The 16,417-nt window shown below is 63.8% G+C and carries 14 protein-coding genes; 9 read left to right on the top strand and 5 right to left on the bottom strand.

The annotated features are described in order from the left end of the window. Positions 1–70: 70 nt before the first annotated feature. From hprK to ilvA, 4 genes are all read right to left on the bottom strand, one after another. Complete coding sequence (gene hprK / locus ACP7DD_RS15735; RefSeq protein ID WP_099789763.1) at positions 71–1,006, bottom strand: HPr(Ser) kinase/phosphatase; 936 nt, start codon at positions 1,004–1,006, stop codon at positions 71–73. A gap of 51 nt (positions 1,007–1,057) precedes the next feature. After that, entirely contained in the window at positions 1,058–1,540 is a 483-nt protein-coding gene (locus ACP7DD_RS15730; RefSeq protein ID WP_426175770.1) for a PTS sugar transporter subunit IIA, read from the bottom strand. 189 nt (positions 1,541–1,729) lie between these two features. Then, positions 1,730–2,560: an NADPH-dependent 7-cyano-7-deazaguanine reductase QueF gene (gene queF / locus ACP7DD_RS15725; protein ID WP_426175769.1), complete on the bottom strand. Its 831-nt coding sequence runs from the start codon at positions 2,558–2,560 to the stop codon at positions 1,730–1,732. Positions 2,561–2,708: 148 nt separating this feature from the next. After that, positions 2,709–4,244: a threonine ammonia-lyase, biosynthetic gene (gene ilvA, locus ACP7DD_RS15720; protein WP_426175768.1), complete on the bottom strand. Its 1,536-nt coding sequence runs from the start codon at positions 4,242–4,244 to the stop codon at positions 2,709–2,711. Positions 4,245–4,437: 193 nt separating this feature from the next. On the opposite strand from ilvA, the gene ACP7DD_RS15715 reads away from it, so the two are divergent. From ACP7DD_RS15715 to ACP7DD_RS15700, 4 genes are all read left to right on the top strand, one after another. Continuing rightward, positions 4,438–4,929 (top strand): YqaA family protein, encoded by a 492-nt coding sequence (locus ACP7DD_RS15715; protein ID WP_426175767.1) that lies wholly within the window; start codon positions 4,438–4,440, stop codon positions 4,927–4,929. Between the two features lie 229 nt (positions 4,930–5,158). Further along, positions 5,159–9,181: a DUF3683 domain-containing protein gene (locus tag ACP7DD_RS15710; protein ID WP_426175766.1), complete on the top strand. Its 4,023-nt coding sequence runs from the start codon at positions 5,159–5,161 to the stop codon at positions 9,179–9,181. After that, positions 9,178–9,612: an HIT family protein gene (locus tag ACP7DD_RS15705; protein ID WP_426175765.1), complete on the top strand. Its 435-nt coding sequence runs from the start codon at positions 9,178–9,180 to the stop codon at positions 9,610–9,612. Before ACP7DD_RS15710 ends, ACP7DD_RS15705 begins: the two co-directional genes overlap by 4 nt. Continuing rightward, positions 9,613–10,035, top strand: a complete 423-nt coding sequence (locus tag ACP7DD_RS15700) for a gamma-butyrobetaine hydroxylase-like domain-containing protein (protein WP_426175764.1) — start codon at positions 9,613–9,615, stop codon at positions 10,033–10,035. A gap of 13 nt (positions 10,036–10,048) precedes the next feature. Here the strand turns inward: ACP7DD_RS15700 and ACP7DD_RS15695 are convergent, their stop codons facing one another. After that, positions 10,049–11,407, bottom strand: a complete 1,359-nt coding sequence (locus ACP7DD_RS15695; RefSeq protein ID WP_426175763.1) for a c-type cytochrome — start codon at positions 11,405–11,407, stop codon at positions 10,049–10,051. Positions 11,408–11,766: 359 nt separating this feature from the next. On the opposite strand from ACP7DD_RS15695, the gene ubiE reads away from it, so the two are divergent. The 5 genes from ubiE (at position 11,767) to ACP7DD_RS15670 (ending at position 16,373) form a co-directional block, all read left to right on the top strand. Then, positions 11,767–12,501 carry a bifunctional demethylmenaquinone methyltransferase/2-methoxy-6-polyprenyl-1,4-benzoquinol methylase UbiE gene (ubiE, locus tag ACP7DD_RS15690; protein ID WP_426175762.1) on the top strand — a complete coding sequence of 245 codons (735 nt, stop codon included), beginning with the start codon at positions 11,767–11,769 and terminating at the stop codon, positions 12,499–12,501. Positions 12,502–12,505: 4 nt separating this feature from the next. After that, positions 12,506–13,420, top strand: a complete 915-nt coding sequence (locus tag ACP7DD_RS15685) for a Tim44 domain-containing protein (protein ID WP_426175761.1) — start codon at positions 12,506–12,508, stop codon at positions 13,418–13,420. Positions 13,421–13,526: 106 nt separating this feature from the next. Next, on the top strand, positions 13,527–14,201 hold the full coding sequence (locus ACP7DD_RS15680; RefSeq protein WP_426175760.1) for a ubiquinone biosynthesis accessory factor UbiJ: 675 nt from the start codon (positions 13,527–13,529) through the stop codon (positions 14,199–14,201). Further along, positions 14,201–15,766 carry a ubiquinone biosynthesis regulatory protein kinase UbiB gene (ubiB, locus tag ACP7DD_RS15675; protein WP_426175759.1) on the top strand — a complete coding sequence of 522 codons (1,566 nt, stop codon included), beginning with the start codon at positions 14,201–14,203 and terminating at the stop codon, positions 15,764–15,766. The genes ACP7DD_RS15680 and ubiB overlap by 1 nt, the downstream gene beginning before the upstream one ends. 1 nt (position 15,767) lies before the next feature. After that, on the top strand, positions 15,768–16,373 hold the full coding sequence (locus ACP7DD_RS15670) for a methyltransferase (RefSeq protein ID WP_426175758.1): 606 nt from the start codon (positions 15,768–15,770) through the stop codon (positions 16,371–16,373). Positions 16,374–16,417 lie beyond the last annotated feature (44 nt).

Below are 16,417 nucleotides of genomic sequence, written 5' to 3'. Positions count from 1 at the left end.
CCGCATGCCCCAAGACCGTCGTTCCCGCGCAGGCGGGAACCGCTACCACGCGAGAGAAATAGGAGACAGCCTAGTCGCCCGACATTGCTTGGCGCTGGCGTTCCATAAACTCCTGCAACGTATCAATCCCGCGCAGCTGCAAGATGGTGTTGCGCACCGCAGCCTCCAGAAGAACCGCGATGTTGCGACCGGCCGCCACGGGAATGACAACCTTGCGTACCGGCAGCCCCAGCACATCCTCGGTCGGAAACAGGAACGGCAGCCGCTCGACTTCTTCCTCCAGTGCACTGCGCCGCACCAGGTGCACGATCAGCTTCAGGCGCATCTTGCGGCGCACCGCGGTCTCGCCGAAAATCGCCTTGATGTCGAGCAGCCCCAGGCCGCGCACTTCCAGCAGGTTCTGCAGCAGAGCAGGGCAGCGCCCCTCGATCATGTTCGGCGCGATGCGCGAAAACTCCACCGCATCGTCCGCCACCAGGCCGTGGCTGCGCGAAATCAGCTCGAGGCCCAGCTCGCTCTTGCCGAGTCCGGAGTCGCCGGTAATGAGCACGCCAACCCCCAGCACGTCCATGAACACGCCATGCATGATGATCCGTTGCGCCAGTTTTTTCGACAGGTAGACGCGCAGGTAGTCGATCACCTGGGCGGCCGGCAGCGGCGTTGAAAACAGCGGGATGTTCTGCTCGTCGCAGATGGCGAGGATGTCGGGTGGCGTGTCGAGGCCCTGGGCGATGACCAGCGCCGGCGGCCCGCCGGCGATCAGTTCGCCGATGACGTGGGTGCGCGAACTCGATTTGAGTCGGTGGTAATAGTTGATTTCCTGGTGGCCGAACACCTGGATGCGGCCGGGGTGGATCAGGTTCAGGTGGCCGACCTGGTCGGCGGCCGAGGCCACGTCGCCGGAAATGAGCCGTTCGCCGCCGGGGAAGCCGGCGAACCAGCCAAGCTGCAGGCTTTCGCGATTGTCGTCGTACAGCCGTTGAATCGTCAGCGGTGTTTGCAGCATGAACGGGTCTTCTGAAAAGTGGAGGGCGGCCAGCGCCCGGCACCGGGAAGTTTAACTCAACGCTTGCAGGCTAGGTTGCCAATTGATGATGCGCGCGTGCACCGACTTCGGGTCGGGATCGGTCGTCAGCGCGGTGCGGAATGCCTCGTCGGAAAACATTTCGGCGATCTCGGACAGGATCTCGAGGTGCTGCTGCGTGACGTGGTCGGGGATGAGCAGGAAAAACAGCAAATTGACCGGCTGTCCGTCGGGCGACTCGAACGGGATCGGTTCGGCCAGGCGCACGAAAGCGGCCAGCGGCGCCTTCAGGCTCTTGCTGCCCTTGATGCGGCCGTGCGGCACGGCAACGCCATGGCCCAGTCCGGTCGAGCCGAGCCGTTCACGCGCGAACAGATTGTCCGAGACCGTCGAGCGGGCGATGCCGCAGTTGTTCTCGAAAATCAGGCCGGCCTGTTCGAATGCGCGCTTCTTGCTGGAAACTTCCAGATCCAGCAGCACGTTCTCAAGTGATAATATTTTGCTGAGATTAGTCATAACAGAATCAATGGTGCAGTGCACAAAGGTGCTTGCGAGCCAGAATTATAGGCCTGTTTTTGCGCCGTGTAATTCGAATTCTTTACCCGGCACGGTTGCGTGATGCGACCTGCAGGCAGTCTTCACGCTATTCGGGCGTGGTAATAGCGTCAATAGTCGTCCGTTAACTCGTTGAGTTGAATCAAACCCTTACTGACGGGCGTTACGCAAGTTGGGTGGACGGCCACTGGTAAAGTTGGTGCGCCACGGGTTGATGTCGAGCCCGCCGCGACGGGTGTACCGGGCGTAGACGGCCAGTTTTTGCGGCCGGCATTCGCGCATGATGTCGACAAAGATACGCTCGACACACTGCTCGTGGAACTCGTTGTGCTCGCGAAAACCGATCAGGTAGCGCAGCAGGCCTTCCTGGTCGATCTGCGGGCCGACGTAATGGATCTGCACGCTGGCCCAGTCCGGCTGTCCCGTGACCAGGCAGTTCGACTTGAGCAGGTGCGACACCAGCTTCTCGTCGACCGGCGCCTCGTGGTGATTCGCCGACAGCCGCGATGGCGCCGGCGAATACTGGTCCACTTCCAGGTCGAGCCGGTCCAGCAGCACACCGTCGAGTTCGCCCATCTTCAGCGTCGAGAAGTTCTCCGGCAACGTCAGTGCCACCTGCACGGGCGCGCCGAAGCCGGTCGCCAGGTCCTCGCGCAGCAGCGCCAGCAGCGCTTCCTCATTGGCCAGCCGGGTCTGGTTAAACGAATTGAGGTACAGCTTGAAAGACTTCGACTCGACGATGTTAGGCGAATCGGCCGGCGCCGTGATGGTGGCGATCGCCACCTGCGGCTTGCCGCGCATGTTCAGCCACGAAACCTCGTAGGCATTCCAGATATCGACGCCGAAGAACGGCAGGGTGCCGGTCAGCTGCAGCTCGTCGCGCTTGCCCTGGCGCGGAATCGGAAACAGCAGTTCCGGCGCATAGTGCGTCTGGTAAGCGGAAGGTTTGCCCAGCGGCGATTGGTCAGCAGTAGTAGTCATCGTATATTTCAAAAAGGAAGCGGGCCAGCCGCAGGGGTCTGACGGGGACGCCGAGTCCCGAATTCGGGGTCAGACCCCGGAGTTGCTAGCGCCAACACAACCGGGGTCAGACCCTAAAAGAAAAAACGGGTCAGACCCCTACTGTCACCTAGCCCAGGAACAGCTTGTACACGGGATTCGAACTCTCGTCCCAGTGCCGGTAACCGAGCGTGGTGAGGAACTCGCGAAAGCCGCCCATTTCCTCGGCCGGCACCTGCAGCCCGACGAGGATGCGGCCCACATCGCCACCTTGGTTACGATAGTGGAACAGCGAAATATTCCAGTTCGGCGCCATGCTGTCGAGAAAGCGCATCAGCGCGCCTGGCCGTTCCGGAAATTCGAAACGATACAGCAGCTCGTCATGCGCCAGCGCGCTCTTGCCGCCGACCAGGTGGCGGATGTGCAGCTTGGCCAGCTCGTCGTGCGTCAGGTCGAGGGTGCGGAAGTCATGCTCCTCGAACGAGCGCGCCAGCACGCCTGACTCGCTGCGGCTGGCGATCTGGATGCCGACGAAAACGTGCGCCTCGCGCTCGTCGCTGACGCGGTAATTGAATTCGGTCACGTTGCGCGGGCCCACCAGCTGGCAGAAGCGCTTGAAGCTGCCGCGCTGCTCGGGAATCGTCACCGCGAACACCGCCTCGCGCGATTCGCCCAGTTCGGCGCGCTCGGCAACAAAGCGCAGCCGGTCGAAATTCATGTTGGCGCCGCAGGCGATCGCCACCAGGCTTTCGTTGCGCACGGGATTACGCGACAGCGCGGCCCGCTCGACATACGCCTTGGCGCCGGCCACCGCCAGCGCGCCGGCCGGCTCGAGAATGCTGCGCGTATCCTGGAACACGTCCTTGATGGCAGCGCAGATGGCGTCGGTGTCGACGATGATGATCTCATCGACCACTTCCTTGGCCAAGCGGAACGTTTCTTCGCCCACCAGGCGCACCGCGGTGCCGTCCGAGAACAGGCCGACGTCCGCCAAGGTCACGCGCACGCCGGCTTTCAGGCTGCGCGCCATCGCGTCCGAATCGTTGGTCTGCACGCCGATGATCTTGATGTCGGGCCGGATCGCCTTGACGTAGGCGCCGATGCCGGCGATCAGCCCGCCGCCGCCGATGGCGACGAAGATGGCGTGGATGGGGCGCGAATGCTGGCGCAAAATTTCCATGCCGATCGTGCCCTGGCCGGCGATCACGTCCGGATCGTCGAACGGGTGCACGAAGGTCAGCTTCTGTTCCTTCTCGAGCGTCAGCGCGTGGTTGTAGGCGTCGGTGTAGGACTCGCCGTGCAGCACCACTTCGACGCTGGCGCCGCCGCGCTCGCGCACCGCGTCGATCTTCAGCTGCGGCGTGGTGGTCGGCATCACCACCAGCGCGCGGCAGCCGAGCTTGGCCGCCGACAGCGCCACGCCCTGCGCGTGGTTGCCGGCCGAGGCGCAGATCACGCCGCGCTTGCGCTGGCCATCGGACAGATTGGCCATCTTGTTGTACGCGCCGCGCAGCTTGAAGCTGAACACGCTTTGCATGTCTTCGCGCTTGAAATAGATGCGGTTGTCGAAGCGCTGCGACAGCAGCGGCGCCAGTTCCAGCGGCGTTTCGCTGGCAACGTCATACACGCGCGAGGTCAGGATTTTTTTGAGATAGTCGATAGTCATGGTCTGCGGACAAGTAAATTCGGGGCCGAAATTCGGCAATGTGCTGGACGATGCGGCGGACTGTTCTCGTCGGCGGATGACCGAGGCGGGCAGTACGATTGCGGCGCGCGGGTGGCGAGCTCGGCGTATCGTGACGGGGCAAGAAGTTTTCGTCATTATAATAGACGACTCCCTCTGCCCTCAAAGTGCCTCGATGATCGAATCCGTAGTTGTCTGGCTGCTCAAGACTCTCGCCGCCCCGGCGGTCGGACTGACTTCTGTATTCATCATCAGCTTCGTTTCCGCTACCCTGGTGCCGCTCGGCTCCGAGCCGGCCGTGTTCGCCGTCGTCAAGGCCAACGAAGCGATGTTCTGGCCGGCCATCCTGGTCGCTACCGTCGGCAACACGCTCGGCGGCGCCTTCGACTATTTCCTCGGCTACCGCGCCAAGGTCGCTTTCGCCAAGGAACGCGAGACCCGCTGGTTCGCCTGGCTGGCGCGCTACGGCCCCAGGACGATGCTGCTGTCATGGATGCCGGGCATCGGCGACCCGCTGTGCACGATGGCCGGCTGGCTGCACATGCCGTTCTGGTCCAGCGTCGGCTACATGATGGTCGGCAAGTTCGCCCGCTATGTGACGATGACGACACTGCTGCTGTACGTCCCCGACGGTTTCTGGAAGCAGCTGGCGCACCTGGTCGGCTGAAGCGGCTGCGGCAGCGGGCGGCGTGCGTGGCGCAGGGACTTTGCCGAATAATTGAACGGAAAAACGCAAGCAATTCCCGCAACCGTTGACTCAACTGGCAACTTTCGAAATTTTAAACGGTCTCGACTGTTCTGGATGTCCTTTGCTTTGCCGGCGCTCTCCTGCGTTGTGCAGCGCAATACGCTAGAATGGACTTTCTCAGGGTCCAGCCAAGATAGGCTACGCATACATGAACGCTCCCGCACATCTCCAGGCATTGCTGTCCGAAACGCCGAACGGTCCCGCCGCCACGCGTTTGCGCGAAATTCCGTACAACTACACGTCGTTTTCGGACCGTGAAATCGTCATTCGCCTGCTCGGCGAATCGTCGTGGCAGCTGCTCGACAGCCTGCGCGGTTCGCGCCAGACCGGCCGCTCGGCGCGCATGCTGTACGAAGTGCTGGGCGACATCTGGGTGGTGCGGCGCAATCCCTACCTGCAAGACGACATGCTCGACAACCCGAAGCGGCGCCAGGAACTGATCGACGCGCTGCACCATCGGCTTGCCGAGGTCGACAAGCGCCGCCTGGCCATCGACGGCGCCGACGATACCGATCCGGACGTGGCGCGTACGCGCAGCGCCAACGTCGAACTGCTGCTGGCCGCGGCCCGCAAGGCGGTCGACGATTTCGGCCTGGAGTTCCGCGACACCTACGACCTGCGCAAGCGCACTTTCAAGGTGCTGGGCCGCTACACCGACAAGCACAACATCCGCTTCGACGGCATCAAGCGCGTCTCGCACGTGACCGACGCCACCGACTGGCGCGTCGAATACCCGTTCGTCGTCCTCACGCCCGACACCGAAGACGAGATGGCGGGCCTGGTCAAGGGCTGCATCGAACTCGGGCTGACCATCATCCCGCGCGGCGGCGGCACCGGCTATACCGGCGGCGCCATTCCGCTTACGCCGATGTCGGCCGTCATCAACACCGAAAAACTGATCGACCTCGGACAGGTCGAGATGACCACGCTGCCTGGCGTCGATCGCGAATATGCGACCATCTATTCGGGCGCCGGCGTGGTCACCAAGCGCGTCTCGGACGCCGCCGACAAGGCCGGCTTCGTGTTCGCCGTCGACCCGACCTCGGCCGAAGCGTCCTGCATCGGCGGCAACATCGCCATGAATGCCGGCGGCAAGAAGGCGGTGCTGTGGGGCACCGCGCTCGACAACCTGGCGTCGTGGAAGATGGTCGACCCGAACGGCGACTGGCTCGAAGTGACGCGCATGGACCACAACCTGTCGAAGATTCACGACGCGCCGGTGGCCACCTTCAAGCTCGAGTGGACGCACCCGAACGTGCGCGGCGAATCGAAGGACGCGCCGTTCAAGACCGAAACGCTGACCATCGAGGGGCGCAAGTTCCGCAAGGAAGGCCTCGGCAAGGACGTCACCGACAAGTTCCTGTCCGGCCTGCCCGGCATCCAGAAGGAAGGCTGCGACGGCCTCATCACGTCGGCGCGCTGGATCCTGCACAAGATGCCGAAGTTTGCCCGCACCGTCTGCCTCGAATTTTTCGGCCAGGCGCGCGACGCCATTCCATCGATCGTCGAAATCAAGGATTACCTCGACGGTCTGCCGGCCAACGGCGGCGCCCAGTTCGCCACCGTGCGCCTGGCCGGCCTCGAACACCTCGACGAGCGCTACCTGCGCGCGGTCGGCTACGCCACCAAGTCGAAGCGCGCCGTGCTGCCGAAGATGGCGCTGTTCGGCGACATCGTCGGCGACGACGAGAACGCCGTGGCGCAAGCTGCGTCCGAAGTGGTGCGCATCGCCAACACCCGCGTCGGCGAAGGCTTCGTGGCCGTCAGCGCCGAGGCGCGCAAGAAGTTCTGGCTCGATCGCGCCCGCACTGCCGCCATCGCCAAGCACACCAACGCCTTCAAGATCAACGAAGACGTCGTCATTCCGCTGAACCGGATGGGCGAATATACCGACGGCATCGAGCGCATCAACATCGAGCTGTCGATCAAGAACAAGTTGCAGCTGGTCGAACAACTGCGCAGCTTTTTCGCGGCTGGAAATTTACCTGTGGGTAAAAGCGACGACGCCAGCGGCGAGTCGATCGGCGCCGCCGAAATGCTGGGCGACCGCGTGCCGCAGGCCGACGCCGTGCTGGCCGAATCGGAGGCGCGCTGGCGCTGGGTGCTGGCCGGCCTCGACCGCCCGCTGGCCGAATCGCGCGACCAGCTCTACCGGCTCGGCCTGCAGTATCTCGACACCGCCTTCGAGGCGCGCCTGGCCGAGCAGCCCGACGCCACCGTCTTCGACGTGGTGCAGGACCGCACCGTGCGCATCTCGTGGAAGCACGAAATCCGCGCGCAGATGCGCCAGATCTTCAACGGCGCCGCGTTCAAGCTCATTCTTGACGAACTGACCGCGATCCACGCAAAAGTGCTGCGTTCGCGCGTGTTCGTCGCGCTGCACATGCACGCCGGCGACGGCAACGTGCACACCAACCTGCCGGTCAATTCGGACGACTACGCCATGCTGCAGGACGCGCACCAGGCGGTCGGGCGCATCATGAAGCTGGCGCGCTCGCTCGACGGCGTCATTTCCGGCGAACACGGCATCGGCATTACCAAGCTCGAGTTCCTGACCGAAGACGAGATCAGCGAATTTCGTGACTACAAGTTGCGCATCGATCCGGAAGGGCGCTTCAACAAGGGCAAGCTGCTCAACCTCGACGGTGTCGGCGCCGACTTGCGCAACGCGTACACGCCGTCGTTCGGCCTGATGGGCCACGAATCGCTGATCATGCAGCAAAGCGATATCGGCGAGATCGCCAACAGCATCAAGGATTGCCTGCGCTGCGGCAAATGCAAGCCGGTGTGCACGACCCACGTGCCGCGCGCCAACCTGCTGTACTCGCCGCGCGACAAGATCCTCGCCACGTCGGCGCTGATCGAAGCCTTCCTGTACGAAGAGCAGACCCGCCGCGGCGTGTCGATCAAGCACTGGGAAGAGTTCGAGGACGTCGCCGACCATTGCACCGTGTGCCACAAGTGCGTCACGCCGTGCCCGGTCAACATCGACTTCGGCGACGTCTCGATGAACATGCGCAACCTGCTGCGCAAGATGGACAAGAAGAGCTTCAAGCCGGCCAACGCGGCGGCGATGTTCTTCCTCAACGCCACCGATCCGACGACGATCAACGCCACCCGCGCGGCGATGGTCGGGGTCGGCTTCAAGGCCCAGCGGCTGGGCAACACCTTGCTGAAGAAGTTTGCCAAGAAGCAGGCCAAGGCGCCGCCGCCGACCACCGGCAAGCCACCGGTGCGCGAGCAGGTGATCCACTTCATCAACAAGAAGATGCCGGGCAACCTGCCGAAGAAGACGGCGCGCGCGCTGCTCGACATCGAGGACGACAAGGTGATCCCGATCATCCGCAACCCGAAGCTGACCAACGCCGATACAGAGGCGGTGTTCTATTTCCCTGGCTGCGGCTCTGAGCGCCTGTTCTCGCAAGTGGGCCTGGCGACCCAGGCGATGCTGTGGGAAGTCGGCGTGCAGACCGTGCTGCCGCCCGGCTACCTGTGCTGCGGCTATCCGCAGCGCGGCGCCGGCCAGTACGACAAGGCCGACAAGATGATGACGGACAACCGCGTGCTGTTCCACCGCATGGCCAATACGCTCAATTATCTCGACATCAAGACGGTGCTGGTGTCGTGCGGCACCTGCTACGACCAGCTCGCCACCTACGAGTTCGACAAGATCTTCCCTGGCTGCCGCATCATGGACATCCACGAATACCTGCTGGAGAAGGGCGTCAAGCTCGAGGGCGTCAACGGCACCCGCTACATGTACCACGAGCCGTGCCACAACCCGATGAAGCTGCAGGATTCGGGCAAGACCATCAACGCGCTGGTATCGACCGTCGACAACGTCAAGATCGAAAAGAACGACCGCTGCTGCGGCGAGTCCGGCACCTTCGGCATTTCGCGCCCCGACATCGCCACGCAAGTGCGCTTCCGCAAGCAAGAAGAGATGGAGACGGGTGCCGACAAGCTGCGCGCCGACGGCTTTACCGGCGAGGTCAAGATCCTCACCAGCTGCCCGTCGTGCCTGCAGGGCCTGTCGCGCTACAACGACGACTCCGGCACCACGGCCGACTACATCGTCATCGAGATCGCCAAGCACTTGCTGGGCGAGAACTGGCTGCCAGAATACGTGGCGCGCGCCAACAATGGCGGCATCGAAAGGGTACTGGTATGACTGATGCGGCACACCAATGCGACCTGTGCGACCTGAAAGTTGAGCCAATCTTTCGCACCGACCAGCTGTCGGTGATTCCGGTCGACGATGCCGCCTATCCGGGTTTCTGCCGGGTGGTGTGGAACGATCACGTCAAGGAAATGAGCGACCTGGCGCCGGATGACCGGATGGCATTGATGGACGCCGTCTGCAACGTCGAGCAGGCAATGCGCAGCGTGATGGTGCCGGACAAGATCAACCTGGCCAGCCTTGGCAACATGACGCCCCATTTGCACTGGCACGTGATTCCCCGCTACGCCGGCGATGCGCATTTCCCGAATCCTGTGTGGAGCGAGGCTGTGCTGCGCACGACGGACGAGCCCGTGCTGGCGGCGCGGCGCGCCCTGTTGCCTAAATTAAATGCGGAGATCGTCCGCCGGATGAGTGAATAAATGACCAAGATCCCGACCGAACTGGCGGTACGCCAGAAGTCCCGCGTGCTCGACATGACGTTCGACGACGGCGTGTCGTTCTCGCTGCCGTTCGAATACCTGCGTGTGTATTCGCCGTCGGCCGAGGTGCGCGGGCACGGTGTCGGCCAGGAAGTGCTGCAGCTTGGCAAGCGCGACGTCAACATCAAGGCGCTAGAGCCGGTCGGCAACTACGCCGTCAAGCCAACGTTTTCCGATGGCCACGACACCGGGCTGTACACGTTCGACTACCTGTACAAGCTCGGCAGCGAGCAGGCGGCGCTGTGGCAGGATTACCTGCAGCGCCTGGCCGATGCCGGCTTCCCGGCCGACGCCGGCCGCCAACCGGGCGCGTCAATCCCGGGCGCGCCGACCAGGGCGCCGAGCTGCGGCCACAGCCACTGACCTAATTACTGCACTACAACGACTTGAGGTATTCGACAAGGTCGACCCTCTCTTGCTCAGTAAGGTTCAAGTCGAGATGAGCGTCGTAATGGTTGACGACATCGCGTAGCGTCGTAAAGCGCCCGTCGTGATAAAAGCCGCCCGTGGTATGCGTCCACAGTCCTTTCAACGGCGCCGTCCGATATCGCTTGTCGGGGGCGCGGTTGGCCTGGAAATCGTCGATGCCGATTTCCTGCGCAGTATGCATGTTCCAGCCCGGCTCGGTGAACGTCGGCGGCACATGGCAGGACGCGCACTTCGCCTTGTTGTCGAACAGTTGCTTGCCGCGCAACGCCGCCGTCTGGTCGAAGCTGCCGTCCGGCGCCTTCGGCGCGGGAATTGCCAGTTGATAGAAATGCAGGTCGGGTAGTTTGGCGCTGATCAGGTCGGGGCTGTTGCGGACGTTGCCAAACCCATTGCGGGCGGCGACGGGGAACTGCGCCGCGTCGTTCAGGCGCGGATCATAAAACGTTCCCTGTCCATGCATTTCGAGGTTGGCGACGAACGCGTTCCAGTGGCTGACCGAACCCCAGCCCGTCCACGTGTGCAGGTTGACGCCTGCCAAACCGAATGCCGGCGGGATCAGCGTCGCTGCCGTTTTTCCATCCGGCCGAAATCCCTTGCCATCCAATATCAGTTCGGCGTCGAATTTGCCGGGTCCCCAAGCGGCGAGCACCGTGCGCACCGTGGCTTCGTTGGTGCCCAGCACCCTGGCGAAAGCGCTCAGGTCCGGCGCCAGATTGATGATCGCACCGATGTTCAAATCACGGTTGGCCCAGCCGTCGAGCCGCCGGCCGATTCCGCGCGCCACAGAGTTGTCGACGGTGGAGTGGCACAGGGCGCACTGGATGCCGATCGAACGCAACCTCGCTCCGGAAAATATGCCCGTCACGCCCACCACCGCATTCGCCCTCAGCAGCGCCAGGGTGTTGGCCGGGTCGTTCAGATCGACCCGGCCGTTTTTCAAATCGTCGCGAAGCGCCGGCGGCAGGGCGTCGGCGTCGACTTTCAGTCCGACCGCCAAGGCTGCGTTCGGGCTGACGCCCGGGCCGACACCGCCGAAGCGCGCTCCCTGGATCGCTTGATGCAGCTTGATGGTGTCGCCCCAGAAAGCTTCGTCACCGAAGGTATCGTAGCGAAAGGTTTCTCTGCCATTTTGCAGGGCGTTAAGCGCGTGCCTGGCAAGGTGCAGGTCCGTATGCATGATCGACTTGCCGTTCTTGTCCGGTAGTGCCGGTCGCGAGGAGGCGGAGCTCCAGGCAACGTGCCCGAGCAGCAGCACGGCAAATACCGCCGCAAGAAGCGGCCAGAAATATTGCGTTCGCTTCAGCATGGCGCGCTCCAGTTCTCCAGGCAATACCGTCGAAATCCGCCACGTGTCGGTGAGCGGGCATCGCTCCATCTTTCGCCGCCGCGGGCCAATGCGGCTTGAAGTAACTCAAGCGGACGAATGGAACTGCGGATCGACAGGTCAATCCGGCGGAAATCGCCCGCGACAGTCCAGCTAAATACATCACTGCCCGGAGGCCAGGGCCGCTGCGAGCCGAGCCGGCGTCGCATCGGAGCGTTGGCCTCCGCTTGGCCACCTGGCCGCCTTCCGCACGAAACAGTCGCGTTAATTCGCTTCGCATCAGCACCCGGAGCGCTTTTTCGGTAAAGGTATAATGGAGCCAACTTATCAGGCTGCATACAATGACCAATACCACTCATTTCGGCTACAAGACCGTCTCCGAGGACGACAAAGTCCACGAAGTCGCCAAGGTTTTCCACTCGGTGGCGTCGAAGTACGACGTGATGAACGACCTCATGTCGGCCGGCCTGCACCGCGTCTGGAAGACGTTTACCATCGCCAAGGCCGGCGTGCGCCCCGGCTTCAAGGTGCTCGACATCGCCGGCGGCACGGGCGATTTGTCCAAGGCATTCGCCAAACAGGCCGGCCCCGGCGGCGAAGTCTGGCTCACCGACATCAACGAGTCGATGCTGCGCGTCGGCCGCGACCGCCTATTGAATAACGGTCTAGTCACCCCAACATTACTGTGTGATGCGGAAAAATTGCCGTTCCCCGACAATTACTTTGACCGCGTCAGCGTTGCCTTCGGCCTGCGCAACATGACCCACAAGGACCTGGCGCTGGCGGAAATGCGCCGTGTGCTCAAGCCGGGCGGCAAGTTGCTGGTGCTGGAGTTCTCCAAAGTGGCAACGGCGCTGCAAAAGCCGTACGATGTGTATTCGTTCTCGGTACTGCCGTGGCTGGGCCAGAAGATTGCCGGCGACGCGGACAGCTACCGTTACCTGGCCGAATCGATCCGCATGCATCCGGACCAGGAAACGCTGAAGACGATGATGCAGGACGCAGGACTGGAACGGGTCGACTATTACAACCTGACGGCAGGCGTGGCCGCTCTCCACACCGGGATCAAATTTTAGGATGATGACGATGAAAAAATTCTTAGCCAGCATGATGATCGCCGTGACCGCCATGGCGATGGTTGCCGAAGTGGCTGCCAAGCCGCTCGGCGGCGGACGCTCGATCGGACGCCAGTCGCAGAACGTGACGCGCCAGCAGGCCGCCCCTGCGCCGACCCAGGCCCAGCGCCAGGCGCCGGCTCCGGCCGCCGCGGGCGCGCCGGCCGCCGTGCCGAAGCCATCGATGCCATGGAAAGGCATCCTCGGCGGCGCCTTGCTCGGCCTCGGCCTTGGCGCCCTGTTCTCGCATCTCGGCCTGGGCGCAGGCCTGGCCAGCGCCATCAGCTCGATCTTGATGATCGCCCTGCTGGCCGGCGCCGTGTACTTCATCTATCGCATGTTCCGCCGCAAGACGGCAGCGCCGACGACCTCGAGCTTCCAGTCTTCGGCGGCCGGCAACACGCCGGAAATCGGTTCTGGCCTGCTGCAAAAGGCGCCGTACCAGCCGGCCCAGCAGCCGGCAGCCGGCGGTTACGGCCAGCCGGCGCCGGCGGCGCAGTGGGGCGTGCCGTCCGACTTCGACGCCGATGCGTTCCTGCGCCAGGCCAAGCTGTCGTTCATCCGCATGCAGGCGGCCTGGGACAAGGCCGACGTCAACGACCTGCGCGAGTTCACCACGCCGGAAGTGTTTGCCGAACTGAAGATGCAGATCCAGGAACGCGGCCCCAGCGCCGACTTCACCGACGTCGTCAAGATCGACGCCGAACTGCTCGGCATCGAGACGATCAGCGACGAATACGTCGCCAGCGTCAAGTTCACCGGCCAGATCAAGTCGGCGCCGGACGCCCAGCCGGAGCCGCTGGCCGAGGTATGGAACATGTCGAAGCCGGTCAACGGCAGCACCGGCTGGGTGCTGGCGGGGATCCAGCAGTTGGCGTAATTTTTTCGGCAAAGTGTCTAAGGTGCCGGGATTCCCGTCGGCAAACTGGTAAGATCAAGACCGCCCGCCTCATCCCGGGCGGTTTTCTTTTGTAAAGCGGCCATCCATGTCACCTGCGCGTCCATCGATATTTCCCCGCAGCTTAGCTGCGCCCGCCGTCGCGGCGATCAACCATCTGCTGGCGCAGGAAGCCTGGGCCAGGGATGCGCTCGCCCTGCACGCCGGCAAGGTGGCGCTGATCGACGCCGGCAGCCTGGCCGTGCGCATGCTCGTCACGCGCGACGGCATGCTGGCGGCGGCCGGCGCCGACCAGGCGCCCAACGTGACGATCCGCATGAAGCTGGCCGACCTGCCGCTGATCGCCCAGAACCGCGACCGCGCCTTCTCCTACGTCAAGATCGAAGGCGACGCCGAGTTTGCCAACAGCATCTCGCAACTGAGCAAGGGTTTGCGCTGGGAAGCCGAGCACGACCTGGAACGTTTCACCGGGTCGATCGCCGCCACGCGCATCGTCGGCGGCGCCCGCGGCCTGTTCGCCGCCGCGCTGTCGACGCACCGCAAGCTGACCGAAAACCTGGCCGAATACTTCGCCGAAGAGCAGCCGGTGCTGGTGCGCCCGGCGATGCTGGAAGAACACGCCGCCGACATCACGCGCCTGCGCGACGACGTCGAGCGCGCCGCCAAGCGGCTGGCCAAACTGGAACAGAAGCTGGCGCCGCGCAGCGCCCTGCTCGACACAACGACGACCCGCAACAGCGGGCAACAAAACCTGGATATTTAATGATATTGAAATTCCTGCGCCTGCTGAAGATCCTTCGGGTCGCCACCAAGTACGGCCTCGACGAAATTGCCATCTCCGGCCTCAAAGTGCCGCGTACCGCCAAGCTGATCGACACCGTCATTTTCTGGCGCGACATTTCCGCCCCGCGCGGCGTGCGCCTGCGCCTGGCGCTCGAAGAGCTCGGCCCGATCTTCGTCAAGTTCGGCCAGGTGCTGTCGACCCGGCGCGACCTGATGCCGCCCGACATGGCCGACGACCTCGCCATGCTGCAGGACCGCGTGCCGCCGTTCGATTCGGACCTCGCAATCGCCCAGATCACCCGCTCGCTCGGCGCCCACCCCGACCAGCTGTTCGCCAGCTTCGAGCGCGATCCGGTGGCGTCCGCCTCGATCGCCCAGGTCCATTTCGCGGTGCTGAAAAACGGCAAGGAAGTTGCCGTCAAGGTGCTGCGTCCCGGCATGAAGAAGTCGATCGACGAAGACGTCGCCCTGATGCACATTGCCGCCGGCTGGATCGAGCGCCTGTGGGCCGAGGGCAAGCGCCTCAAGCCGCGCGAAGTGGTCGGCGAATTCGACAAGTACCTGCACGACGAGCTCGACCTGATGCGCGAGGCGGCCAACGCCAGCCAGCTGCGCCGCAATTTCGCCAACTCGACCTTGCTGATGGTGCCGGAAATGTACTGGGACTACTGTTCCAGCAGCGTCATCGTGATGGAGCGCATGCACGGCATTCCAGTCTCGCAGATCGAGCGCCTCGCCGCCGAGGGCATCGACCTGAAAAAACTCTCCAGCGACGGCGTCGAGATCTTCTTCACCCAGGTGTTCCGCGACGGTTTCTTCCACGCCGACATGCACCCCGGGAACATCCTCGTGTCGGTGGCGCCGGCCACGTTCGGCCGCTACATCGCGCTCGACTTCGGCATCGTCGGCACGCTCAACGATTTCGACAAGGATTACCTGTCGCAAAACTTCCTCGCCTTCTTCCGCCGCGACTACAAGCGCGTGGCCGAAGCGCACATCGAATCGGGCTGGGCGCCGGCCGACACCCGCGTCGACGAGCTCGAATCGGCCGTGCGCGCGTGCTGCGAGCCGATCTTCGACCGGCCGTTAAAGGACATCTCGTTCGGCCAGATCCTGCTGCGCCTGTTCCAGACGTCGCGCCGCTTCAACGTCGAAGTGCAGCCGCAGCTGGTGCTGCTGCAAAAGACGCTGCTCAACATCGAAGGCCTGGGGCGCCAGCTCGACCCGAACCTCGACTTGTGGAAGACCGCCAAGCCGTACCTGGAGCGCTGGATGGGCGACCAGGTCGGCGTGCGCGGCATGTGGGACCGCATGAAGGACGAGGCGCCGCGCTACGCCCACATCATCCCGCAGCTGCCGCGCCTGGTGCACCGAGCACTGGAAAACTCGCGGTCGAACCGCGGCGACACCGAGCTGCTCAAGTTGCTCGTGCTCGAGCAGCGCCGCACCAACCGCATGCTCGGCTTCGTCGTGTACTTTGCGGCCGCGCTGGGGATCGGCCTGGCGGCCATCCAGCTGTACCTGCATTTCCAGCCGGTGGTCTGACATGGCCGACTTTGCCAGCCGCGACCCGAACACGCCGGCCTTCTGGGACGAGCGCTTCGAGCGCGGCTTCACGCCGTGGGACCGCGGCGGCGTGCCGCAGGCGCTGTGCGACTTCGTCGCCGGCGAGGGCAGGGCGCTGGCCACCTTGATTCCGGGCTGCGGCGCCGCCTACGAGCTGGCCTACCTGGCCGAGCACGGGTGGGATGCGACGGCGATCGACTTTTCGCCGGCGGCGGTGGCGACGGCGCAAGCCGGGCTGGGCCGGTGGGCCGATCGCGTGGTCGAGGCCGATTTCTTCGCCTACGAGCCGGCCACGCCGCTCGAGCTGGTCTACGAGCGCGCCTTCCTGTGCGCCTTGCCGCGCGCCATGTGGCCGCGCGCGGCGGCGCGCTGGGCCGAGCTGCTGGCCCCTGGCACGCGCCTGGCCGGCTTCTTCTTTTTCGACGACGCGCCGAAAGGCCCGCCGTTCGGCATCGAACGCGCCGCGCTCGACGCGCTGCTGCTGCCTGCCTTCGAATGCATCGACGACGCCGAAGTGACGGATTCCATCGCCGTCTTCGCCGGCAAGGAACGCTGGATGGTCTGGCAACGCCGGGGTCAGGTCTGACATTCGGACATTTCGTTTTTGAAATGTCCGAATGTCAGACCTGA

The organism is Massilia sp. TWR1-2-2, from assembly GCF_049897565.1.
GTDB lineage: Bacteria > Pseudomonadota > Gammaproteobacteria > Burkholderiales > Burkholderiaceae_D > JAFCUW01.
Note: the sequence above shows the minus strand (reverse complement) of the source record. Positions and strands in the feature narration are given on the sequence as shown.

Coding starts and splice junctions, on each gene's coding strand:
- ACP7DD_RS15730 (WP_426175770.1), bottom strand. CDS start 1,540: ATGACTAATCTCAGCAAAATATTATCACTTGAGAACGTGCTGCTGGAT.
- hprK (WP_099789763.1), bottom strand. CDS start 1,006: ATGCTGCAAACACCGCTGACGATTCAACGGCTGTACGACGACAATCGC.
- ACP7DD_RS15680 (WP_426175760.1), top strand. CDS start 13,527: ATGTCACCTGCGCGTCCATCGATATTTCCCCGCAGCTTAGCTGCGCCC.
- ACP7DD_RS15685 (WP_426175761.1), top strand. CDS start 12,506: ATGACGATGAAAAAATTCTTAGCCAGCATGATGATCGCCGTGACCGCC.
- ubiE (WP_426175762.1), top strand. CDS start 11,767: ATGACCAATACCACTCATTTCGGCTACAAGACCGTCTCCGAGGACGAC.
- ACP7DD_RS15705 (WP_426175765.1), top strand. CDS start 9,178: ATGACTGATGCGGCACACCAATGCGACCTGTGCGACCTGAAAGTTGAG.
- ACP7DD_RS15710 (WP_426175766.1), top strand. CDS start 5,159: ATGAACGCTCCCGCACATCTCCAGGCATTGCTGTCCGAAACGCCGAAC.
- queF (WP_426175769.1), bottom strand. CDS start 2,560: ATGACTACTACTGCTGACCAATCGCCGCTGGGCAAACCTTCCGCTTAC.
- ACP7DD_RS15715 (WP_426175767.1), top strand. CDS start 4,438: ATGATCGAATCCGTAGTTGTCTGGCTGCTCAAGACTCTCGCCGCCCCG.
- ACP7DD_RS15695 (WP_426175763.1), bottom strand. CDS start 11,407: ATGCTGAAGCGAACGCAATATTTCTGGCCGCTTCTTGCGGCGGTATTT.
- ubiB (WP_426175759.1), top strand. CDS start 14,201: ATGATATTGAAATTCCTGCGCCTGCTGAAGATCCTTCGGGTCGCCACC.
- ilvA (WP_426175768.1), bottom strand. CDS start 4,244: ATGACTATCGACTATCTCAAAAAAATCCTGACCTCGCGCGTGTATGAC.
- ACP7DD_RS15700 (WP_426175764.1), top strand. CDS start 9,613: ATGACCAAGATCCCGACCGAACTGGCGGTACGCCAGAAGTCCCGCGTG.
- ACP7DD_RS15670 (WP_426175758.1), top strand. CDS start 15,768: ATGGCCGACTTTGCCAGCCGCGACCCGAACACGCCGGCCTTCTGGGAC.